The sequence below is a fragment of the Sulfobacillus sp. hq2 genome (assembly GCF_002903155.1).
GTDB classification, from domain to species: Bacteria; Bacillota; Sulfobacillia; order Sulfobacillales; family Sulfobacillaceae; genus Sulfobacillus; species Sulfobacillus thermotolerans.
The window spans coordinates 240,775-262,343 of sequence record NZ_NWUL01000031.1 but is presented as its reverse complement, the minus strand read 5'-3'; the positions used below and the strand labels follow the sequence as shown (position 1 = coordinate 262,343).

The following is a 21,569-nucleotide window of genomic DNA, read 5'->3' as shown; positions in this document are numbered from 1 at the left end:
AGCTTCATCCCCGTTGACAAGCCTGATACAATACAGCAAAGATGATTGCACTGAATGTTAGGGTTCTCGAAAACCCGTTACGCACACTGCCAAGGAGACCCGTTCGGAATGCCCTTGTATATTATTTTAATGCTGATGGCCGGAATCTCTTACGGGCTCGTCACGCCCCTAGCTAAACTAGGGATTGTCCATGACGTTCCTGTCGCATGGCTTACCCTCGCCCAATACCCTGTCAGCCTTATTATTTTTCATTTTGGAAAGACCATGACGTCATCCAAGGTCATCCCGCGGTGGCAAGACCATCTCACGATGATTGCGATTGGCGCATTAGGGGCTGGCGTATCGTTAACTTACTACCGCAGTTTGACATTTCTTCCGGGATCCATCGGTATTGTACTGCTTTTTCAATTTACCTGGATGCTCCCACTGCTATCAGGGCTTTTGCATCATCACTGGCCCACTCGGTGCCAACGTTACGGAATTGCAGCCGTTCTCGCTGGCACATTCTTGGCGGGCGGGATAGTCCGCGGAAGCCTACCCTTAGAAGGCTTTGCGTTAGGATTGGCTTCCGCCTTGCTGTATGCGCTCACTTTGCTTCTCTCAGGGCGTATAAACGCCGCAATTTCTCCCTGGTACCGATCTGAAATATCCCTCGCGTCTGGACTCCTTCTTATCTCCATTGCCTATCAGCCCTGGCACAATCTCCAGTGGGCCATAGACCCCTCGACATGGGTCTGGGGAAGCTTGATGGGCCTGTTTAGTCAAGCCATTCCCCTTCTGTTTACGTATATTAGCGCGCCCCAATTGCCTCCTGCCCTGACCGGGATGTTAGCATCGTCGGAGCTACCCGTGGCGGTCATACTGTCCGCGGTGTGGTTGAACGAAACGGTAAGCATTTGGCGTTGGATAGGGGTTGCTATCATTTTAGCAGGGATCCTCATAGGCAGCGTGCCACTCAAACGCCTGAAGCATACGTCGCCCCTTTAATAGAAAGAGTAGAAAGCATAGGGAGACAGCCACATCTCTTATGGCCAGCCTCCCACCAACGCTGATGGTTAAAACTTCTCTAAGTCTAACAATTCCCATTGCTTTACAACAACCGTACGCGCACCAGATGAGACAGCGGGGTCGGCTTCTGCCATGGTTACGGCATCCTCCAATGAACTTGCCCGGTACACGACCATCCCCCCTGAACGATCACCAAAGGGCCCGCCCCAAGCAACACGACCCTCTCGGAAGAGATTACCTAGGTACGCTAAATGCGCTGGACGATTCTTTTGATTCAAAGCCTCGTCGACAATGGTCAACCATGCGACATATAAATTCGTCATATTTACCTCTCCTAAGGCGATTGTATTTTTATCCAACCGCAGCGCACTCACTGGGTCTCCCCGCACAATAGCATACGCGCACAAGCCTGAGAAGTGTTTCGATTCAAAGTCAGTGACCAACAAAAAACCAGCCTTTTCAGGCCAGCATTGTTTCTCCATTAACATCCTTGTCTAAATGCCCCATCCACTCAATAGATGCATTAAGAAAGGAGCCGCATAGGCCTCTAGCGCTGTTCCCACCAACACGACAAAGCTCATGGCCACCACTAACGTCGTAAATGCCGCAAACCGTTGAGACAATGTGCTGCGAGCCGCTCGTCCTTTTGTGGAAATCAACTGCCACGAAAATCCTAAGGCGACTCCTCCTACGATAACGATGGCGGGAACAATAAAAACATTTTGCAAGCCCATGGTGATAGCAGCCAATCCGGCACCTTGCCAGTGAAAAGACATCAAAACAAAAGCGGCAGAAAACCCCAGCACGAAGCCTCGAAAAAAAAGAGCCACCATGACCAAAGGCATGCCTGCGACGGATACCCCTAACAGGTACAACAAACCCAACAATTTGAGATTCGCCGTCAACGCTTGGCGAAAGACCCCATGATACGTAGGCGTCGACGTCTGAATATCGATAAAATGCCGAAGATAACCAACCAGTGATAATTTGTCCGCTGGAGTTAACGTACCCACGGCCAAAACACCAAATAATATCCCGACCGCCATCGTGGCAACAGCAATATATACGGGCGTAAGATACTGCGCCAAATAATCTTCTAGGATGCTGGTTGGTGCCTCAGAATGCATAGGCTGTCCCTCCTCATACAGCCTATGCATTCACTTAGGAATCGAGACCCATAAGATCGGGAAGCGGCGACGGAACATCCCAACTATCTCGCTTCGGTTCCCACAGTGGCCGTGTGCCGCTTAAACGTTCCGTCATGCCTAATAACAGCATTTTGTCACCATCCGATAACCCGCCCCATAGGCGATTTAACGCTTGTGCAATTAAATCCGTGCTCGTTGAGCTGTCCGACGGCATATGCCATTGTCGTAATGACAAGTCTAACTCTTCTGCTAAATGTCCAATCAGCGCTGCACTGGGGACCATTCTACCTTGCTCTACGCCACAAATGGTTTGTTTGGTGACACCCACACGCAACGCCAACTCTCCTTCGGTCCAATGTCTTTCGCAGCGATGATAGCGAACATGTTGCCCAAATTCACCAATCAGACTAGGACAACCGACACGCGCCGCCTGTAGTTGGGCATGAAGAAACTGAGCCAATTCTTGCAACGTGGGTTCTTGACCACTTTCCATAAACTGATGCCAAGCGTTGGCCCCTAACTGCAACACTTCAAAAACTTTGGACAGTTTATCCTCACTAAGCACCGCATTCGCATGCTCAACCCGAGTAATGAGGACTTGCGATACACCAATGCGCCGAGCCAATTCCGTTGCGGTCAGACCGTGCTGCTCGCGTTCTTGGCGCAGCCACGCGCCGAAACGCTTGAGAAGACCTCCATCATGGTGCTTGGCGTCCAACAAACTTTGATGAATTTGTTTGATGTGTGGCAAGGACTCCACTGCCGAATGCCCCCTTTTGGTCAGCACGGCCTTCACACCCTAAGACGACCCGTTAATGGCCCGAACGATTTACCCACCACTGCAACCCTGCATAGGCAATGCCATTCAGCGGTGTGGAGCGGTTAAAAAACTCGATGACTTGGCGTCGGGTCCAAAGTTCCGTGCTAATCTCTTCATCAGCCTCTAAAGCAGGCGCCCCAAGGCTCAGATCCGTTGCAAAATAGAGAGAAAGTTTTTCATCGGTATACCCAGGAGACGGATAAATGTCTGCGACAAACTCCCATGACTTTGCACGGTACCCCGTTTCTTCCCGGAGCTCCCGTTGAGCGGCCTCCAAAGCGCTTTCTCCGGGGTCAACTTTACCAGCGGGCAACTCCCAAAGAAAATCCTGTACCGCCCAACGATATTGTTTAATGACAACCACCGCGCCCTCTTGAGTTTCAGCAATGACCGCCACGGCAGGAACGCGGACGACCACTTCACGCGTGGTATCTAAGCGGCCGACCCTGACGGGATCCACCCTCACAGACAACGTACGGCCTCGATAGATCCACCGTGGCATTCCTGACCGTTCTTCCAAGGTATAAACCTCCTTATATTAGACTATCCTTTTAGCAAGAGGAGGTATAGATAATGTATAAAGTCCAGAAACTTCTGTTTTACGGAACAATACAAGAATTCAAGGATTGGCGCCAATTATGGCTACCCGCGTTACCCGTCACCAACTATCTTACAGCGTTGGATCACCGTCAAAAGCTCCCACGTAGCGACGAATCGCACGAATCGCCGATTTAAATAATAGCACCTCTTCATCACCAGACACCACGAGGATGGCATAGGTATCAAACCCATCTATCGTCCCAACCAGTGTCGTGCCGTCTAAAAATGTGACTTCAACCGGAATCCGTCCTGTAATGAGATGCTGATAAAAAGCGTCTTGCACATAGCTGGTACGGCTTCCCGGAGTACTCGCAGCTTTGCTAGGCTCGGGTTTCGAAGGCACCTGAGGCTTAGACACCCGGGCTCGCGCGCTACGCTGGGTGTGGGGGATTTCAATCCATTTATCTCCTGACACTACTCTTCATCCTTTCGCTCATCCAACTCTTCCGAGCTTCCTAATACTTTTTTCGGCACAGGTCTCTCGATTTGACCTAACCGGCGATTGACCGCGTCGAGAACAGCCCGAACTGCCGCTCCCTGCCCGTCGCCACGTTCCGGAGCTGCGCCAATTAAGACTTCTTCTTTGCGTTTATTCGTCACATAACTGAGCGCAACGGCTACAATGGTGCGCCCTGCCATCTGAAACGTTCGCAATTCTGTTAATACCACTGGCTGCGCCAGTTCGGGAATTTGATTCACAGCGTCAACTGTCGCCCAGGCCATAATATTGTGATACTGACTAGGTACATAGCGTCCGTGCCAACGACCCTCAAAATCCGTCGTCGTATCATCCGCTGGCTGCAACCGCACATATCCCTGGGCATTTTGATGCACCGTATCCAAATCAATCCGAAATTCTACTACCGTAAGCCGGGCTAAGGGCCGCGTCGCCCGGTCATCCATAATCTGCGCGACAGAAACTTTTTTATGGTCTACGCGTAGGCCCCACTGAGCCAACAAGGCACTTTCCACATCACGTACGATCTGCTTGGGCGAACGATCCAACGTCGTTAACACGTGAATTTCTTCAATGGCTCCCCATTCGTTAACGGCAACATGCGAACGCAAAACGGTAGGCAGACGTTTAATCAAGGCCTCAAGCTCAGCGACAGGTACATGGTCAAATTCTTGACTCATTCGGGCGGAAACTCCTTTATTAGACTGGTATTTTTTGCATTATGAAAAAGAGGACATCATAACATTCGATATCCTCTTTGCAAATTCCTCTATTTTTGTTATTCCGGAATATAAGTCGAATCTACCCTCCCCAAAATATGAATCCGAGCTTCCGCCACTTGGTCGGCGGCTTCCTGGGTAGGGATTTGGGCTTGTTGGGCATGTTGCAAGATTTCTTGGACCTGCTTGCCTATCCCGCGAACCCGCGCATAGGCTCGCTCTTGATTATAACCATCACGGTGGAATTCGTCGGCAACATTCACCACTCCACCCCCGTTAATAACATAATCCGGAACATACACGATCCCACGTTTCATCAACTCTAAGCCATGGCGCGGTTCTTGGAGCTGATTGTTGGCCGATCCAGCAATAACTCGGCATTTAAACTGATCAATCGTGCGATCGTTGATGATAGCACCCAACGCACAAGGAGCAAAGACATCCGCGTCAACCCCATAGATAGCATCCGGAGCCACCCATTGCGCGCCTAATCGGTCCGCCACAACCCGGCCCTCGTCTTCATGAATGTCTGTGACAATGAGCGTAGCACCCTCATTCTTCAACATTTCGCCCAACAACGTCCCGACGTGACCGAGCCCTTGAATCGCAATCCGACGACCATGAAAGTCTGCACTGCCAAACGCCAACATCATGGCCGCTTTCATGCCTTCTAGCACACCCAAAGCTGTTGCTGGGGAGGGATCCCCACTTGTTTCCTTTAATCCGCCGACAAACTCGGTTTCCCGTGCCACAACCGCCATGTCGTCCGCGTTGACACCAACATCTTCCGCCGTAATATAGCGGCCTCCAAGACTTTGAATCAGCCGGCCAAATGAACGCAATCGTGCTTCGGTTTTATCGTGCCGCGAGTCAGCCCATATAACAGACTTACCTCCACCGAGGTCCAATCCCATCGCCGCATTCTTGTAGGTCATGCCGCGAGATAATCGCATGACGTCGGTAATCGCGTCATCTTCGGAGTCGTATGGCCACATGCGCAAGCCGCCCAGTGCAGGACCCAAAGTCGTATCATGGATAGCCACAATGGCCTTCAGCCCCGCCGCTTGATCATACCAAAACACAAGCTCTTCATGTCCGTACTGCTCCATCGCCTCAAATATGTTCATCGTTAACCCGCCAGCGCGGGAGTCACTTCCTTTCTGTCCTATGGAGGTCTGTTCGCACTCCGTTCCTCATCATGTCACAAACCTTCTCAATGGTAAACTACCCGGATACCGAAAATATACTCGGAACCGGCTAGCCGTGTGACAAGAAAAAAGCCCCCAAAAATGGGGGCCTAGCTGGCTTTAATCTGCATTCTCAATTTGTCAGCAACCATCGCAATAAATTCCGAATTGGTGGGTTTCCCGCGATCACGATTCACAGTGTGGCCGAAAATCCCGTTGATGACATCGACATTACCCCGAGACCACGCCACCTCAATGGCATGACGAATAGCGCGCTCCACCCGGGAAGGTGTCGTCTTATACGTCTGCGCAATGGCTGGATACAACTCCTTCGTCACTCCGGACAGTAAATCAACGCGATCAATCACCATGACAATCGCTTCACGGAGGTATAAATAGCCTTTAATATGGGCGGGAATTCCAATTTCGTGGATAACATTCGTAACTTCGACATCCAAATTCTTTACAGGTGCTACCGTCACCTTGCCACTACTTGCCGCCGGCGCCTTACGTTCTGCTGTCGAGGCCCCGCCAAGCTGCTTAACCCGCTCCGCAAGTACTTTGAGGTTGAAAGGTTTTAAGATGTAATAATCTGCGCCTAACTCTAAGGCTCGTTGGGTCATCGTCTCTTGACCAAAAGCCGTGAGGATAATCACGCGGGGCGGATTGGGCATATTCATTTCGGATAGCCGCTCCATCACACCTATTCCGTCCAAATGAGGCATAATAATATCTAGAACAATCACGTCTACCGGGCGTTGACTCAATATGTCAAGCACTTCCACCCCATGATTCGCCACTCCAACGACTTCCAGCCCATCTTGTTTGTCAATAGCGTTCTGGAGCAATTCGCAAAAATCACGATTGTCATCTGCAATCAAAACCTTTATTGCCATTTCCCATCCTCCCGCATTTGCACTCGATATTTGCCACAGACCGTTCTTCTATGATTTTGCCTGATCTTTGCCGTCTTGCGAAGTCTCTTTTTCATTCTCATTCTTCCATATTTCTCTGTTTTTCGACACCAATCCCTGTTCTTGCATCCACGCCAAACGGAGATACGTGGTTTTGGTTTTCAGCCACAAAGACCGTGCATACTGACTCATAATCCATAAAATGCCTAAGATAACGCTAAAAAAAAGCCATAAAAAAAGGGCTGCTCGCGGATGATCAACCATGGATCCCACCACCTCTCAGCGCTTCCGTTTAGGGAAATATGACGAACGAATTCGTGATCGCCCGCCATATTTCCTGCTAAAGATCGGTTATGTCAAAGATTTTTGTTTGACCATCCAATACGCATAACACCCATAACCCAAGCTAGGACGGCTCACTAACACATGAGTGACTGCTCCTACAATGCGACCGTTTTGAATAATAGGGCTGCCACTCATTCCCTGAATAACTCCCCCCGTTTGACTTAACAACCGCGGATCATCCACCTCAAACAACAACCCCTTGGTATGGGGTGCCCATTGGGGATACGTTTTCAAAATGCGCACCGCATAGGCATGGGTGCGTTGTCCATGCAATACCGTGATAATATGTGCTGGACCCGGTGTGACTTGATCGGGCAACGCTACAGGCAAAGGCTTAGCCGGGCCGTAAGGTCGGTGCCATAACGTCCCCGTAATCCCAAATATTCCGTTATGGCGAACATTCCCTTGAATATCTTGCCCCCCTGTCAGAACACCAATTTTTTGTCCCGGAGCATTGGCAGTCCCAGCGATAATCCCGACAATATCAGCGCCCGTTACACGACCACTATGCACTTCGACAGGGGAACGCGTTAAGCCATCCGTAATACTGTGTCCCAGTGCTGCATATTGCAAAGAATGCGGATTATAAAACGTTAAGGTCCCGACACCACTCGCGCCGTCTTGTACGAGAATCCCAATTTGCCACCGATGATGCTGAGAAGACCACAGCGCACGAACGGAACGAAGGTGAAAACTCCGACTGCCTTGAACTCCTAGCATCACCGCTTGATGACGCCGCCCCGCTTGTTGCACGGCTTGCGCTAAGGCTCGATCTGAATAAACGGGGCGATGATTAACCTGAACAATCACATCCCCCTTATCAATTCCTGCCTGTTCGGCCGGATCCTCAAACCGTCCATGACTCCACACAGGGGCATATTGGGTCACCACCAACCCTTCGGTATTAACCAATACCCCCATAGACTCTCCCCCAGGCACCTCATAGATTGGCTTCGTGACCTCCACGGGCACTTGCCTCCATGGAAGCCATCCAAACAATTTCGTTTGCAAGAGAAATCGGCCCGGCGTCATCCCCCTGACTTGGGCAACATTACCCGAGATATTCACCGGGCCCACGGACGCCGAAGACAACGACAGCCATGAGCTCCAAGGCAAGACAACTTTTTGACCTTGAGGAACCATCACCGCATCGGGTAACGCCGCCATGTTTTGCACAGGCCTGGATAATCCAATCCCCACGGTAATCCCGGCCGCGATTAATCCCACAATTCGCCTTTTCGTCCAAAAATGTTGCCGCACGTCTTTCACCTCCCGTTCCTTTTGCGTTTATAAGGTCCCGGAAATGCGGTCACTTCATGCCCGGTAATATGCCCAAGGCCTGTCTTTGCATCCAACGCAAAACGACTTGACCGCGGTTTCTTAAGAAAAACCCGCAGTCAGCGACATTGTTAGAGGACATTACATTGTTTAGGACCATTTTCCAGAAAACGTGAAGACGACGTGTGCCATTTGGAAAGGGACAACGAGACAATGCCCGGCCGATTTAGAGTTCTTGCAGACGTAACGCGATGGCTTGCGCCGCATGCGGCCGGGCCCATTTTCCTTGAGCATGAATAATTTCTTGCCGTTTAGGAGAGTCTTCTGGTAGAAGTTCTTTGACTCGTGCAGCGAGTTGACCTTTATCACCACGTACGGCCATATTGTGACCGACGAGGCGGTCGCGGTTGGCCTCTTCCTGGCCCGCAATCCAATGCGTTAAAATCCAAGGTACGCGTGATTGAGCGACTTCAGCAGCTGTAACACCGCCCGGTTTTCCCACGACCAATCGGGAATGCCTTAACAATAGGGGCATTTTTTCCACATAGCCCACAATGCTGACGGTGTCGGGCCACGTTTTTTGATCTAAGTGCCAATGGAGCTTCTCATTATGACCGCAGACGGCCACAACGGGATAATCAATTTCCGATAATTTTCTTAAAATCCGGTAATAAGGTCCCATGCCTAAGCCTCCCCCTAACAACACAATGGGATCTTTGGCGTAAAGTGGCAGTTCCCAAGCCGGATCCCGAAACGACGAGCGAATGGGAATTCCCGTCTGCCAAACTCTGTTGGCATCCACGCCAAATCGTGTTAAGTCTGCGACTTGTTCGGGGAACCAGACTGTATAGGCATCGGCCATAGGCTCGTACCAGAAACGGTGCACGGACAAATCGGTAAGAACGCCCACCAGTTTAAATGGTCGCTTTTTGCTTTTGACCCCGGCCCAGGCATTGAGCGCAAAGGGATGGGTGGCCAAAATAACATCCGGATGATAAATATCATATACGTGCGACAGGACTTCCTTTCCCGTCTGCATCCAATGGCGGCGATGACCTTCCCAATGGTAACCCGTACGATCTTCCCAACGAAACACCCCACCATATTGCTTAGGAAGGTATTTTAAGGCCCAAAAATACAATCCCGTTTCAATCCGAGCCCGTCCCACCAAGTGCTCAGAAAATTCTACGGCCATGCCGCGTTGCAAACACGCCTCAGCTAACGCACGCGCGGCAATATCGTGGCCTGTGCCAATGGGTAGGCTTGCAATGAGTACCCTCATCATACGCTCCTTGCCTAGTCATTTAATAAAAAAGGCGGCTAATCAGTAAGCCCCATAACGTCCCCGCAATAACTTCCATTGGGGTATGACCCACAAACTCTGGCAACGATTTATCCCCGTCGGGATAATCATCGGAGCGCGCCAACCGATTAAGATACCGCGATTGCAAACCAACAGTACGGCGAACACTGAGCGCATCATATAAGACGATTAATCCAAAGACACTGCTAATCGCGAAATCTGGTGATTTCCAACCATAACGGAACGCAATGGAAAACACAAGTGCCGCAACCATTGCCGAGTGTGACGATGGCATGCCTCCAGCCCCAAAAAGCCTTTCATATTGCGCCTTGCGTCGTCCTATCGCATACAACACAAATTTGAGCAGCTGCGCGCTTAACGCTGCTGTCAGAGCACTTATGAGGATGCGGTTACCATGAGCCAACCAACTAGTCAACCTCTTCCCCCTCGCCCAAAAGATGGCGTGCATGGCCCATGGCCACGGAATCTACCTGGCCGCTGAGCATACGCGCGATCTCTCGTTCCCTCTCGACACCTTGGACCCGTTTGACAAGCGCGCGCACGATCGCATCCTCAGCGGTGCGTGCCACTACCCACTGATCAGCGGCACGAGCCGCGACGGACGGCTGATGACTAATCGCTACAACTTGGTGGTCTTTACCTAATTGCTGCAATAAGCTCCCAACTTGTGCCGCACTCTCCCCGCCAAGGCCGGCATCGAGTTCATCAAAAATAAGGGTAACATCGGTGCGGCCTCCACTAAGCACCGCCATAGCGAGTGCAATGCGCGCCAACTCCCCGCCCGATGCGACCTTAGTGGCTAAACGCAATTCTTGTTGAGCCGACGATGCAAATACAACACTTGCCCGGTCGAGCCCCGTCGCACTGGGTTCGGATGCTTCTAGCCGCAACGTCACCACGGCATGAGGCATTTCCATCTCGTGCACCAAATCGCTCACACGGCGGCTTACTGAGAGGGCCGCTTCCTTCCTGATACGCGAGAGTTCTTCGGCCACCTTCCGGTATGCCTCCTCCGCCTCCATTGCTTGCCGTTCGGCCACACGTAAATCCCACTCCAAATTTTCCCATCCTTGCAGATCTCTATGCAAGGCTTGCATATACTGCAACACTTCGGGAATGGTCATGCCATACCGACGTTTCACCCGCGCCAAATCATTGGCGCGGGCTTCGAGCTCCTCAAGGCGATCCGGTCCTTGCTCCAAACCACTGGCCCACTCACTCAAGGCCAAACGCAACTCGTCAATCACATCTTGGGCTTGTTGAATGAGTCCTTCCATCGTAACGGCCGACGGATCTAGCCGTACTAACCCCTCCACTTGCCGTCGTGCTTGGTCAAGTTGCGCTATGATGCTAGTTCCCTCAGCACCATCAACAATTTGGCTTAAAGCTTGGGATCCTTCCAGTAACTGTTGCCGCGACCGCAGACGCCCTAAGTCTTTAGTCAGTTGGCTCTCTTCATCCACGGAAAGACCTAAAGCTTTCAAACTGGCGTATTCCTGGGCCTTCTCCGCCATAACCTCGGCCTTAGCCGACCCTTGCAACAATTCCTGCCAAGCGGTTTTCGCCGTCCGCCATTGTTGATAGGCTGCCTCAACGGCATCACGAAGATCGTTAAGCTGTGCATAGTGATCGAGCCATGTTAACAAGGTCGTCGGCTCGAATAGTCGCAGCGCATGATGCTGACCGCTATAGTCAATAAGCTCCGTGGCCAAATCCCGCACGGCTTGACGGGGCACAATTTGGCCTTGGATACGATAAATAGACCGCCCTTCACGGGACATATCGCGCTGCACGATTAACACGTCATCTTCTTCAATGCCCCACTGTCTCAATGCAGTCCACAAGGGATGGCTAGAGGCTACCGAGAAAGCCGCACGAAGGCGAAAACTTCCGGCAAAGGGCCCGACGTGGTCTGCAGTTCCCGCCAATCCCAGCACAGCGGGGACGGCGGTCAATAACAACGACTTTCCTGCCCCAGATTCACCAGTAACCGCGGTAAACCCCGCGGCCAAGGAAATTTCTGCCTGTTGGATAATGCCAAAGTTCTCCACCCTTAGAGCGCTTAGCATAACCGCACCCCATTCATCGCAGTTCATCCAAACGAGATGCCAACCGCGGTGCATCGTCTTTGGAGCGTGCAACAACTAACACGGTGTTTTCACCCGCCAACGTTCCAACCACCTCAGGCCAATCCATTTTGTCAATGGCCTCCGATACGACTTCTGCCCCCGCCGTAAGCGTTTTGACCACCACCAGATTCTCGCTGACGGTGTAACCCGTTAACACTTCGCGCAACAACCGACGCAATCGGTCCCGTGTAGCCCCCAACACATGGTCATCAGGCAATGCATAGCGATGCGTATCCTGATAAGGGACTTTAATCAGTCCCAATTCCTTAATATCTCGAGAAATCGTCGCTTGAGTGGCCGGCATCCCTTTGGCTGCCAAAATTTCGGACAATTCTTCTTGAGTCTGAACCGCCTGTTGGGTAATAATCTCCTGGATTAATGACTGACGCGAACGCTTATCGTGCCGCATAACTCTTAATGCCCCTTTCGCCACCCCCGCAGAACTTGAAAAAAGCTCCAACCAGGGCGACGAAGAAGCCGAATCGTCGTCGAACTGGTTTCAACAAGCACCTCATCACCATCCTCCAAAGGATGTGTTTCTTGCCCGTCCACGGTCACCAGCGTATCCCGGTGCATGGCTCGCACGCGTATTTTGACTTGCTGGCCGCCGTTTATCACAATTGATCGATCAAAAAACGAGTGAGGACAAATCGGTGTCACGACCATCACACTCAAGGCCGGACTTAAAATCGGCCCGCCTGCTGAGAGTGAGTAGGCCGTTGACCCTGTTGGCGACGCAACAATCAAGCCGTCCGCAGGATACGTTGTCACATAGCCGTCATCGACAAAGGTTTCCAAGTTAATCAAGCGCGCAAATGGGCCTTTCGTGACGACCACATCATTCATTGCCTCAAATCGCGCTAGTTCTTTTGAGCCCCGCATAACCTTCGCGGACAACAACCGACGTTGATCGATCTCATATTGATTATTGACCATTGCAGTCAACGCAGGCAATAAGTCGGGCACCTCAACTTCGGTTAAAAATCCCAAATGTCCAAGATTCACGCCAAGTATCGGACAGTTAAGCCGAGACAAAGCCTTGGCGGCATGAAGCAGTGTGCCGTCCCCCCCTAACACCACGACACCATCGATCATCCCCGCTTCCAAGGTCTCCAAAGCCCTTCCTAGTTCTGGGAACCCCGTCTCTTCGGCTAGCGACTGAGGGATCGTTACGGTTATCTCACGTTGAGTCGCCCAATGACGGATTTTGCCCGTAAGGCCGCGCACTTGGTCCTTGTCGGGATTGGGCCAAATCATCAGATGTTTCACCGCTGTTCATCCCCTTCCCAGGCCTGATCCACAATGTGACTGATCGGTGGAACGTACACGGCATCGCCAGGTGCCTGACCAGCCAATAGGCTCAAAAATTCAATATTGCCTTCTGGGCCGCGAATGGGCGAAGGGGCCAGCCCCAAAACCGTCCAGCCTTGCTCCTTGGCTTGTTCCACAAAACGCGACAATACCGCTTCGTGAACACGGCGATCTCGCACAACGCCATTTTTGCCTACGTGTTCCCGCCCTGCTTCGAATTGGGGTTTCACTAGCCCGACAACCCGGCCCGATGGCTTCACGATCGATAACAGAGGTTTTAACAAGAGGGCTATCCCAATAAAAGAGGCATCGATGGAGGCAGCATCCACCCGGTCAACGCCAGGCAGCATATCTGCTGTTAACCAGCGCGCATTCGTCCGCTCCAGCACTGTCACCCGTGGGTCTGTTCGCAAACGCCAGTCAAGCTGGCCATAACCCACATCAACCGCCCACACATGACGTGCCCCATGCTTCAGCCAACAATCCGTAAATCCGCCGGTCGAGGCGCCAACGTCCACGACGTCCCACCCGTCTGGCTGAATGTCAAAAACTTTTAGGGCTTCTTCCAACTTTAGACCACCCCGACTGACATAGGGATGCGCCATCCCATCAACTGCCAGCTGATCGTCCGCCTTGACCAGATGACCCGCCTTCGTCATAACCGAACCGTTCACACGCACCTGCCCCGCCATAACCAAAGCCTGAGCTTGCGTTCGCGTGGGTGCCAATCCTCTCTCGACCAAAACGCGGTCAAGACGCGAATCCCCGTGGCCTACTTTTCGGCGGTCTTCTTTAGAGGAAGCCACTCTCTCACCCTCCGCGCCACGCCATCAGCGTTCAATTCGTAAAGGTTTAAATAGTAGTCGACGGAGCCATGATCAATAAATTCATCTGGCAATCCGGCATTAAAAATCGGTACGGTCACCTGCGCCTGATTAGCCCACTCATTAATGGCAGACCCGAAGCCGCCAGCTATGGCATGTTCCTCTAAGGTCAAAACCGCCTGGGTTTCTGCCATCACCGCCGTCATAAGAGCTGTATCCAATGGCTTCACAAAGCGCGCGTTGACAACGCCAACGTCATACCCCTCACCTTGCAACATCTCACGGGCAGCCAAAGCCTGATACACTAGTGGCCCTAAAGCAATAATGGTGACATCGCGTCCATGAGCGAGCCATTCCCCCGTCCCCCACACCAAAGGCGAGGAGGGCTGTTTGAGATCGAGCCCTCGTGTCGCTCCTCGAGGATAACGTAAGGCCACGGGATGCGGTCTATCCCATGCCCCTTGTAACAGTTGCTGTAATTCGACCTCATCTTTCCCCATTGCGATCTCGATATGAGGAACCGTGCGCAGAAAGCTGATGTCATACACCCCTTGATGCGTCGCACCATCGGCACCCACTAGCCCGGCCCGGTCTATACCAAAAATCACGGGCAAATCTTGATGGCAGACATCATGTATCACCTGGTCATAGCCCCTTTGTAAAAACGTGCTATAGACCGCAAAGACAGGCCGCATACCGCCTACCGCTAATCCCGCTGCAAATGTCACCGCGTGCTGTTCAGCAATCCCTACGTCAAAAAATCGGTCCGGAAACACTTTTTGGAACATGTCCAACTTCGTCCCGTCAGGCATAGCCGCCGTAATCGCCACAATCTCAGGATGCACGCGAGCCATATCAATCAAGGTTTGACTAAATACCTCGCTGTAAGAAGGGGGTTGCCGTTTTTTAATAAACTGTCCCGATTGGATTTCAAAAGGTCCCGGCCCATGAAATTCCCCGGGCCGTTGTTCAGCAGGAAGATATCCGTGACCTTTTTGGGTAATCACGTGCACCACTACAGGACCCTCGACGCTCTGGGCATTGCGTAACACAGAAATCAAATCGCTTAAGTTATGTCCGTCAATGGGACCGTAATATTTAAAGCCCAATTCTTCAAAAACATTGCGCGGCAACACCGCATGATGCAAGACATCTTTGGTCTTCTCCAACGTCTTGCGAATTGACCCTCCGAAGACTGGCACAGAATCTAAGAGCTGCTCCACTTCCTGCTTCATGCGCGTATAGGCCGGCGCAGAACGCAATTCGGTGAGATAATGCGAAAACGCGCCCACGTTAGGAGCAATGGACATGGAGTTGTCGTTGACCACCATCACCAAATTCGTTTTGGACTGGCCAATCTGGTTCATCGCCTCCCACGCCATCCCCGCCGTCAAGGCCCCATCACCAATAACGGCTACGACCTGATAGCGCTGTTTACGTAAATCCCGCGCCATGGCCATGCCCATCGCCGCCGACAATGCCGTCGAGGCATGACCTGCTTCCCAGACGTCATATTCGCTTTCACGCCGCTTAAGAAATCCCGACAGCCCATTGAGTTGCCGTAAGGTACCAAACGCATGATAACGTCCTGTTAGAAGCTTGTGCGCATAGGCTTGATGACCGATATCCCAAATGAGCTGATCAGTTGGGGTGTTATACGCATAATGCAGCGCAATGGCCAATTCCACTGTGCCTAAACTTGCCCCAATATGGCCTCCTGTTTGCGCCGTTGTTTCAATAATCACTTGACGCAATGCTGCCGCCAACTTTTCCAGCTGCAACACCGACCATCCGCGGATATCCTCAGGCGAGCGAACCAGTTCCAGGATATTCTCTTCCATCGCTTCTTCTGCCCCCTAAACTTTACAACAACACGTACGACAACTTGGCATAGGTGGGGTCATGTTTACCACTGACGGTCCACAGCAAAATCCACCAAACGTCGCAAGATGTCTGATTGTGGCCCCGACCCAATGGCAATTTTTGCGCGTATGCGGTGGTCGTCCGCCAAACGCCTAGCCTGATCTAACCCCACCAAACTTGGATACGTCGCCTTGCCCAACGCGCTATCCGTCCCGATGTTTTTACCCATGGCCGCCGGATCGCCTACGACATTCAAAATATCATCAACAATTTGAAAGGCTAAGCCAAAATGTTCGCCAAAATCTAATAGTGCCTGTTGTTCCCGTTCGTTGCCCGACAAGATAGCCGGGATGACCAAAGCCGCTTTAAACAAGGCCCCCGTTTTATGGCGGTGAATATTTTGCAGCTCTCCTAGCTCAACATCCTGGCGCTCGGCCGCTAAATCGAGCACTTGCCCTCGAATCAACCCTTCACGGCCCGCGGCACGGGCTAAGTATACCGTCGCTCGCAAAACATCTTCAGCTTTCGCCGTTTGGATAGTCCCCATTTTGACAAAGGCTTCTGTAAGCAACGCATCGCCGGATAAGATGGCCATCGCTTCGGGAAACATTTTGTGCGCGGTGGGACGGCCTCTGCGTAAATCGTCATTATCCATAGCAGGCAAATCATCATGAATGAGCGAGTAGGTATGAATGTACTCCACCGCTAATGCTGCGTCTCGAAAAGTATCGGCCGGCAACCCCAAATACAAAGTGCTGGCCATCACTAATTGCGGACGAAGACGCTTACCCCCCGCAAGCAAAGAATAGCGCATCGCTTCTTCTACCGCGCCCGGTTGGGCAACGCGGCACACGCTGTCCTCGTTAATCCATTGCTCAATTATTTCACGAGTCTCTTGGAGCCATTGTTGAATGTCCACATTAGGCCTCATTTTCCGCATTTAACAAGTCTTCCGCTTGATTGAGCAACAGATTTGCCTTTTCACTCAGTTGACGAGCTTCTTGAAAAATCGTCAAGCTCTCTTTAAGCGACAAATTCCCACTCTCCAGCTGACGCACAATCTCCTCAAGCCGGATAATTAGATCCTCGAATCGCTCCAAGTCATTATCTTGCGTCATGCCTCGTCCTCTTTCCCCGGCTTTTCGGATATCATCCAATAGCTCCCATTATACCAGTGTATCTCATAGTGTTCACCTGGCCGAATATCGGCCAGGTCCCGAGCCTTCCCCTGTGTGTCGGTGAGATAGGTGTAACCACGCGCCAAGACCGCCGAGGGATTTAAGGCATCAAGCCCCGCCGTCAGACGATCCAGACGGGCTCGGCTGATTTGTACCCGGCGTTCCATCGCACGGTCCCGCCGCTCTTCCAGCCGATCAAGCACATCGCGGCGACGCCCCACGATACGACCAGAGTCTGTTAAGATTCCGTGTGCCGTCCACCCTGCCAACCGGGAACGTTCCCACTCGATGCGGTGGCGCATCGCGCCGTGAATGCGTTGGCTTAGTAAATTTAAGCCTTGGATCAAACTCGCACGCTCCGGTACAGCAAGTTCTGCCGCCGCTGACGGGGTCGGAGCCCGCATGTCGGCGACTAGGTCCACCAGCGTCGTATCAATTTCATGTCCCACAGCGGAAATGACAGGAACAGGCGAGGCCGCTACCATGCGTACTACCGCCTCATCATTAAAAGCCATTAAGTCCTCTTTTGATCCGCCACCTCGACCAACAATCAACACATCAATGCGATCTTGATACGCCTCTTGCAAAGCACGCACAATGGCCCTAGGCGCTTCCGGGCCTTGCACTAATACCGGAAATAAGCGCACTGGCATCGACGGAAATCGTCGGCGAATCACCGTTTCAATATCGAAGCGCGCCGCTCCAGTTCCTGATGTAATCACCCCAACCGCACGCGGCAATCGGGGCAAGGCACGTTTGGGCGACGAAAAGAGGCCTTCCATGGCTAGCTTCTTTTTTAAGGCCTCAAGTTTCTGAAATTGGTCTCCATCGCCTGCTTCTTGGACTATCGCGACATAGAACTGCGTTTGTCCGTCCCGCTCGAAGACCCCCACGCGTCCAAAAGCCAAAACCGACAAACCATCGCGCAAGGGAGCTGTTAACGAGGCAGCATCGCGCCGAAACATGACCCCCCGCAATTGGGCTTGGTCATCCTTCAAAATGAAATACCAATGGCCGGAGCTGTGGTGCTTGACGCCTGACAACTCACCTTTTACCCACACCCTTTGCCATTGGGGCACCCCTTCCACAAGTTGACGGATGCTCTGCACCAGTTCATGAACGGTGACGGTAGCTGGCGTCATGCGTTCAATTCTCCTTGAAAGGCCTGCCAGGTATTACTCAGCAGCATGGCGATCGTCATCGGGCCAATCCCCCCGGGGACAGGTGTAATGTAGCCCGCACGGGTCAGTACCGCAGGAAAATCGACGTCGCCAACAAGTCCTTGGGCCGTGCGATTAATCCCAACATCAATCACGACCGCGCCGGGTTTAATCCAGTCTGCTTGGACCAAATGCGGTCGGCCAACGGCTGCAACCACAATATCGGCGTCTTGAGCCATAATACTGGGATTGGGGGTTTTCGAATGCAATACACAAACCGTCGCATCTTTTTCGAGCAAAAGCAGCGCTAACGGCTTCCCAACCAACTGAGAGCGTCCCACAATCACGGCCTTTTTGCCCGCTATGGGCACATGATAACGGGACAATAATTCCATAATACCTAGCGGCGTACAAGGCCTCAGTCCGGGTTGTCCTGTCATCAGACGGCCCATATTTGTAGGGGTCAACCCATCGACATCTTTGCGAGGATCCAAATGTTTAATAATCACTTGAGCATCAATATGGGGAGGCACTGGCAACTGCAGCAAAATGCCATGGATGCTGGGGTCTTGATTGAGCATTTCAATCATTTCCAGCACCTGTCCAGTCGTAGCCGACGCGGGTAAAAGGACTTGTCTGGAATCCATTCCCGCCTGCGTGCTCGCACGATGTTTATTGCGCACATAAACCGCTGAAGCCGGGTCGTCACCGACCATCACCACCGCAAGCCCAGGCCGCCGTCCCGTTCTCGCATAATGTTCGCCAACTTTGACCGCAAGTTCTGCCCGAATTTGGTCAGCAGTCGCCTTGCCGTCTAGCAGTTGGGCCTTGGACATCACCACGAATCACCCTTTCTTACGTTCTTGATATCCACCTTATGCTACCTACTGTCAGGAAAATAGCGTCAAAGAACTTGCGCTCTCGACGCTGTTTGGTGGAGGAGATGTTTGTTCATGCCGTAGACACGTCCGCCCGTTCCGAAATCGTCCATGACCCAACTCCTATGCGGGAGGCTCCGCCGATGTCCCAGCATCCGCAGGCTCTGACACGATCCGGTCAAGGTCCCCTTCAGGGCGTATCTGTTTCGCCACAGCCGACAGCACCCCATTGACAAAACGCTTGGCGTCGTCGGTACTATACTCCCCCGCCAATTCCAACGCTTCCGAAATAATCACAGAAATGGGCGTGTTATGGTCATTATAGAGTTCATACACCGCCATGCGCAGAACATTGCGGTCGATGGTAGGCATGCGCTGAATTTTCCAGTCCACAGCTGCTTGCGCGATCACCGCATCCAGCTCCGCTTGTTGCTGAACAACTCCTTGGACAAGGGATTGTGCAAATTCCCGGTCAGCGGCATCGGGTTCATGTAACCCCTTCAATAAAATTTCGATCCCCGTTTGCGCGAGATCATGCTCAAACAAAATTTTTAACGCCTCTTCCCGGGCATGATGCCTTGCCACGGTTCTACCTCCTCCATACTCCTGTCACTTAGGTCACATCTGTTGGGTTCTCGGAGTGCTGTTCATTATTCCATTCATGGTCTGGCTCTGTCGCAAATGACACTCCTTGAACGTGAATATTGACATCCGATACCGTTAATCCCGTCATCCGCTCGACCTGTTCTTTCACCTGATCTTGAATTCGGGATGCGACCTCAGGAATCTTCGCACCATACCGCACAACCACAAATAAATCAAGACTTACGTGATTCTCTTTCACGTCAATCTTGACGCCGCGACTCGCCGTTTTCTTTCCCAACATTTCGGTCAAGCCGCCTGCCAAACCGCCACTCATCGCCGCAACACCATCCACTTCGCTGGCCGCAATGCCCGCAATCACAGCAATAACCTCATTGGCGATCTGTACCGTTGGTAGCGTCTTGACTGGTAGCAGCGTTCCTTCTGACATCATGCGCTCCTTTCATCAAGCTCCTTTAATGCGCTCTGCCAAAAACGTCGTGTGAATTCGCCCGGCACAAAACTCTTCGTCGTCCATGAGCTGACGATGCAGTTCCAAGGTGGTCTTGACCCCTTCAATCTGAAACTCACTCAACGCGCGCCGCATGCGTTCGATGGCCTCATCTCGTGTCCGCCCCCACGTCACAACCTTAGCGAGAAGCGAGTCATAAAAAGGTTGAACTTGGTCGCCAGTTTCTGCCCCTGAATCAACCCGTACCCATGGACCACTGGCCTCTTTCCATAAGGTAATTTTTCCGGGGCTCGGACGAAATAGGTGTTCGGGATCCTCGGCGTTCAGACGGCACTCAATACTCCAACCAGACAGCACGACGTCTTCTTGACGAATCGACAACGGCAAACCCGCCGCGACCCGAATTTGTTCTTTCACAATATCCACACCGGTAATCATCTCAGTGCAGGCATGTTCAACCTGGACTCGCGTATTCATCTCCATGAAGTAAAAGTGACCGTCATCATCTAAAAGGAATTCTAAGGTACCAGCGCTCGTATAGTGGACCGCCTGCGCTGCGCGACGGGCCGCCTCACTCATTTGTTCGCGTAGGGCTGGCGTCATCGCACATGATGGGGCTTCTTCCATCACCTTTTGCCTCCGGCGCTGTAAGGACGATTCTCGTTCTCCCAGCGTCACGACATTGCCCTGGCTATCGGCAATCACTTGAATTTCAATATGACGGGGCTTACGCAAGAATTTCTCAATATAAACATCCCCTTGACCGAAAGCCGATTTGGCCTCACGACTTGCACTTTCTAGAGCATTGGCCAATTCTTCTGGGGAATCGACAACCCGGATGCCGCGACCTCCACCACCAAAAGAAGCCTTCACCATAATAGGATATCCAATTTCTTCTGCAACTTTCTGGGCAGCGGCGATATCATCCACAGCGCCCACCGTCCCGGGCACAACTGGCACCCCGGCTTGAATCATCATTTGTCGCGCTTGCGCTTTAATCCCCATTTTTTCAATGGCATCCGCCGGCGGACCGATAAACTTTAGCCCCCATGTCTGACACACGGCGGCGAAATGATGATTTTCGGACAAAAAACCATACCCTGGATGAATAGCCTCTGCGCCCGTTTGAATCGCCGCATTGATAATATTGGGGATATGAAGATAACTAAGATTAGAAGGAGCAGGGCCAATGGGGAACGCTTCATCCGCATATTTCACATGCAATGCATCTTTGTCCGCATCGGAATAGACCGCAACCGTCTTGATGCCCAGCTCCCGCGCTGCCCGCATCACCCGAATTGCGATTTCTCCCCGGTTTGCAATCAAGATTTTCTTAAACACCTCGACACCTCCGGTTCTACCTTCCTACTAG

At 52.1% G+C, this 21,569-nt stretch carries 25 protein-coding genes; 1 reads left to right on the top strand and 24 read right to left on the bottom strand.

The annotated features are described in order from the left end of the window. Positions 1–108: 108 nt before the first annotated feature. Positions 109–987, top strand: coding sequence for a DMT family transporter (locus tag CO251_RS08200; RefSeq protein WP_158246240.1), 879 nt, complete (start codon positions 109–111; stop codon positions 985–987). Positions 988–1,055: 68 nt separating this feature from the next. Here CO251_RS08200 and CO251_RS08195 read toward each other — a convergent pair whose 3' ends face one another. The 24 genes from CO251_RS08195 to accC form a co-directional block, all read right to left on the bottom strand. Beyond that, positions 1,056–1,331, bottom strand: a complete 276-nt coding sequence (locus CO251_RS08195) for a YciI family protein (RefSeq protein WP_103375515.1) — start codon at positions 1,329–1,331, stop codon at positions 1,056–1,058. Between the two features lie 171 nt (positions 1,332–1,502). Continuing rightward, the gene (gene spoIIM, locus CO251_RS08190; protein WP_103375295.1) at positions 1,503–2,135 is read right to left on the bottom strand and encodes a stage II sporulation protein M; all 633 of its coding nucleotides are present in this window, start codon (positions 2,133–2,135) and stop codon (positions 1,503–1,505) included. Positions 2,136–2,169: 34 nt separating this feature from the next. After that, positions 2,170–2,916: a helix-turn-helix transcriptional regulator gene (locus CO251_RS08185; RefSeq protein WP_158246239.1), complete on the bottom strand. Its 747-nt coding sequence runs from the start codon at positions 2,914–2,916 to the stop codon at positions 2,170–2,172. 52 nt (positions 2,917–2,968) lie between these two features. Beyond that, positions 2,969–3,496 carry an NUDIX hydrolase gene (locus CO251_RS08180; RefSeq protein ID WP_242968472.1) on the bottom strand — a complete coding sequence of 176 codons (528 nt, stop codon included), beginning with the start codon at positions 3,494–3,496 and terminating at the stop codon, positions 2,969–2,971. Between the two features lie 150 nt (positions 3,497–3,646). Further along, positions 3,647–3,991 carry an RNA chaperone Hfq gene (locus CO251_RS08175; RefSeq protein WP_103375293.1) on the bottom strand — a complete coding sequence of 115 codons (345 nt, stop codon included), beginning with the start codon at positions 3,989–3,991 and terminating at the stop codon, positions 3,647–3,649. After that, positions 3,991–4,713, bottom strand: coding sequence for a hypothetical protein (locus tag CO251_RS08170; RefSeq protein WP_103375292.1), 723 nt, complete (start codon positions 4,711–4,713; stop codon positions 3,991–3,993). The genes CO251_RS08175 and CO251_RS08170 overlap by 1 nt, the downstream gene beginning before the upstream one ends. 98 nt (positions 4,714–4,811) lie before the next feature. Then, on the bottom strand, positions 4,812–5,879 hold the full coding sequence (locus tag CO251_RS08165; protein ID WP_103375291.1) for a Glu/Leu/Phe/Val dehydrogenase dimerization domain-containing protein: 1,068 nt from the start codon (positions 5,877–5,879) through the stop codon (positions 4,812–4,814). A gap of 170 nt (positions 5,880–6,049) precedes the next feature. Next, positions 6,050–6,835: a sporulation transcription factor Spo0A gene (spo0A, locus tag CO251_RS08160; RefSeq protein ID WP_103375290.1), complete on the bottom strand. Its 786-nt coding sequence runs from the start codon at positions 6,833–6,835 to the stop codon at positions 6,050–6,052. 48 nt (positions 6,836–6,883) lie between these two features. Then, entirely contained in the window at positions 6,884–7,117 is a 234-nt protein-coding gene (locus tag CO251_RS08155; protein WP_103375289.1) for a hypothetical protein, read from the bottom strand. An 87-nt stretch (positions 7,118–7,204) separates the two neighbouring features. Then, entirely contained in the window at positions 7,205–8,458 is a 1,254-nt protein-coding gene (spoIVB, locus tag CO251_RS08150; RefSeq protein ID WP_242968471.1) for a SpoIVB peptidase, read from the bottom strand. A 244-nt stretch (positions 8,459–8,702) separates the two neighbouring features. Further along, on the bottom strand, positions 8,703–9,761 hold the full coding sequence (locus CO251_RS08145; RefSeq protein WP_242968463.1) for a galactosyldiacylglycerol synthase: 1,059 nt from the start codon (positions 9,759–9,761) through the stop codon (positions 8,703–8,705). Between the two features lie 19 nt (positions 9,762–9,780). Beyond that, the gene (locus CO251_RS08140; RefSeq protein ID WP_242968454.1) at positions 9,781–10,215 is read right to left on the bottom strand and encodes a divergent PAP2 family protein; all 435 of its coding nucleotides are present in this window, start codon (positions 10,213–10,215) and stop codon (positions 9,781–9,783) included. After that, on the bottom strand, positions 10,208–11,869 hold the full coding sequence (locus CO251_RS08135) for a DNA repair protein RecN (protein WP_158246238.1): 1,662 nt from the start codon (positions 11,867–11,869) through the stop codon (positions 10,208–10,210). The genes CO251_RS08140 and CO251_RS08135 overlap by 8 nt, the downstream gene beginning before the upstream one ends. 13 nt (positions 11,870–11,882) lie before the next feature. After that, positions 11,883–12,338: an arginine repressor gene (gene argR, locus CO251_RS08130; RefSeq protein ID WP_103375285.1), complete on the bottom strand. Its 456-nt coding sequence runs from the start codon at positions 12,336–12,338 to the stop codon at positions 11,883–11,885. A 5-nt stretch (positions 12,339–12,343) separates the two neighbouring features. Beyond that, positions 12,344–13,198, bottom strand: a complete 855-nt coding sequence (locus tag CO251_RS08125; protein ID WP_103375284.1) for an NAD(+)/NADH kinase — start codon at positions 13,196–13,198, stop codon at positions 12,344–12,346. Next, entirely contained in the window at positions 13,195–14,046 is an 852-nt protein-coding gene (locus CO251_RS08120) for a TlyA family RNA methyltransferase (RefSeq protein WP_103375283.1), read from the bottom strand. Before CO251_RS08120 ends, CO251_RS08125 begins: the two co-directional genes overlap by 4 nt. Continuing rightward, positions 14,013–15,905, bottom strand: a complete 1,893-nt coding sequence (gene dxs / locus CO251_RS08115; RefSeq protein WP_103375282.1) for a 1-deoxy-D-xylulose-5-phosphate synthase — start codon at positions 15,903–15,905, stop codon at positions 14,013–14,015. Before dxs ends, CO251_RS08120 begins: the two co-directional genes overlap by 34 nt. Before the next feature lie 65 nt (positions 15,906–15,970). Then, positions 15,971–16,846: a polyprenyl synthetase family protein gene (locus CO251_RS08110; protein ID WP_173677084.1), complete on the bottom strand. Its 876-nt coding sequence runs from the start codon at positions 16,844–16,846 to the stop codon at positions 15,971–15,973. Position 16,847: 1 nt separating this feature from the next. After that, positions 16,848–17,045 carry an exodeoxyribonuclease VII small subunit gene (gene xseB / locus CO251_RS08105; protein ID WP_103375281.1) on the bottom strand — a complete coding sequence of 66 codons (198 nt, stop codon included), beginning with the start codon at positions 17,043–17,045 and terminating at the stop codon, positions 16,848–16,850. Beyond that, a complete protein-coding gene (gene xseA, locus CO251_RS08100) occupies positions 17,042–18,247 on the bottom strand; it encodes an exodeoxyribonuclease VII large subunit (RefSeq protein ID WP_103375280.1) in 1,206 nt (401 codons plus the stop codon). Before xseA ends, xseB begins: the two co-directional genes overlap by 4 nt. Beyond that, on the bottom strand, positions 18,244–19,101 hold the full coding sequence (folD, locus tag CO251_RS08095) for a bifunctional methylenetetrahydrofolate dehydrogenase/methenyltetrahydrofolate cyclohydrolase FolD (RefSeq protein ID WP_103375511.1): 858 nt from the start codon (positions 19,099–19,101) through the stop codon (positions 18,244–18,246). Before folD ends, xseA begins: the two co-directional genes overlap by 4 nt. 165 nt (positions 19,102–19,266) lie before the next feature. Then, the gene (gene nusB / locus CO251_RS08090; protein WP_103375279.1) at positions 19,267–19,728 is read right to left on the bottom strand and encodes a transcription antitermination factor NusB; all 462 of its coding nucleotides are present in this window, start codon (positions 19,726–19,728) and stop codon (positions 19,267–19,269) included. Between the two features lie 28 nt (positions 19,729–19,756). Beyond that, entirely contained in the window at positions 19,757–20,179 is a 423-nt protein-coding gene (locus tag CO251_RS08085) for an Asp23/Gls24 family envelope stress response protein (protein WP_369825238.1), read from the bottom strand. Between the two features lie 12 nt (positions 20,180–20,191). Then, positions 20,192–21,538, bottom strand: a complete 1,347-nt coding sequence (gene accC, locus CO251_RS08080; protein ID WP_103375277.1) for an acetyl-CoA carboxylase biotin carboxylase subunit — start codon at positions 21,536–21,538, stop codon at positions 20,192–20,194. Between the last annotated feature and the right edge of the window lie 31 nt (positions 21,539–21,569).

Bases quoted from the DNA above. Each gene is read 5' to 3' on its own strand.
- CO251_RS08200 (WP_158246240.1), top strand. From the start codon at position 109: ATGCCCTTGTATATTATTTTAATGCTGATGGCCGGAATCTCTTACGGG.
- CO251_RS08195 (WP_103375515.1), bottom strand. From the start codon at position 1,331: ATGACGAATTTATATGTCGCATGGTTGACCATTGTCGACGAGGCTTTG.
- spoIIM (WP_103375295.1), bottom strand. From the start codon at position 2,135: ATGCATTCTGAGGCACCAACCAGCATCCTAGAAGATTATTTGGCGCAG.
- CO251_RS08170 (WP_103375292.1), bottom strand. From the start codon at position 4,713: ATGAGTCAAGAATTTGACCATGTACCTGTCGCTGAGCTTGAGGCCTTG.
- CO251_RS08165 (WP_103375291.1), bottom strand. From the start codon at position 5,879: ATGAACATATTTGAGGCGATGGAGCAGTACGGACATGAAGAGCTTGTG.
- spo0A (WP_103375290.1), bottom strand. From the start codon at position 6,835: ATGGCAATAAAGGTTTTGATTGCAGATGACAATCGTGATTTTTGCGAA.
- CO251_RS08155 (WP_103375289.1), bottom strand. From the start codon at position 7,117: ATGGTTGATCATCCGCGAGCAGCCCTTTTTTTATGGCTTTTTTTTAGC.
- CO251_RS08145 (WP_242968463.1), bottom strand. From the start codon at position 9,761: ATGATGAGGGTACTCATTGCAAGCCTACCCATTGGCACAGGCCACGAT.
- CO251_RS08135 (WP_158246238.1), bottom strand. From the start codon at position 11,869: ATGCTAAGCGCTCTAAGGGTGGAGAACTTTGGCATTATCCAACAGGCA.
- argR (WP_103375285.1), bottom strand. From the start codon at position 12,338: ATGCGGCACGATAAGCGTTCGCGTCAGTCATTAATCCAGGAGATTATT.
- dxs (WP_103375282.1), bottom strand. From the start codon at position 15,905: ATGGAAGAGAATATCCTGGAACTGGTTCGCTCGCCTGAGGATATCCGC.
- xseB (WP_103375281.1), bottom strand. From the start codon at position 17,045: ATGACGCAAGATAATGACTTGGAGCGATTCGAGGATCTAATTATCCGG.
- xseA (WP_103375280.1), bottom strand. From the start codon at position 18,247: ATGACGCCAGCTACCGTCACCGTTCATGAACTGGTGCAGAGCATCCGT.
- folD (WP_103375511.1), bottom strand. From the start codon at position 19,101: ATGTCCAAGGCCCAACTGCTAGACGGCAAGGCGACTGCTGACCAAATT.
- CO251_RS08085 (WP_369825238.1), bottom strand. From the start codon at position 20,179: ATGATGTCAGAAGGAACGCTGCTACCAGTCAAGACGCTACCAACGGTA.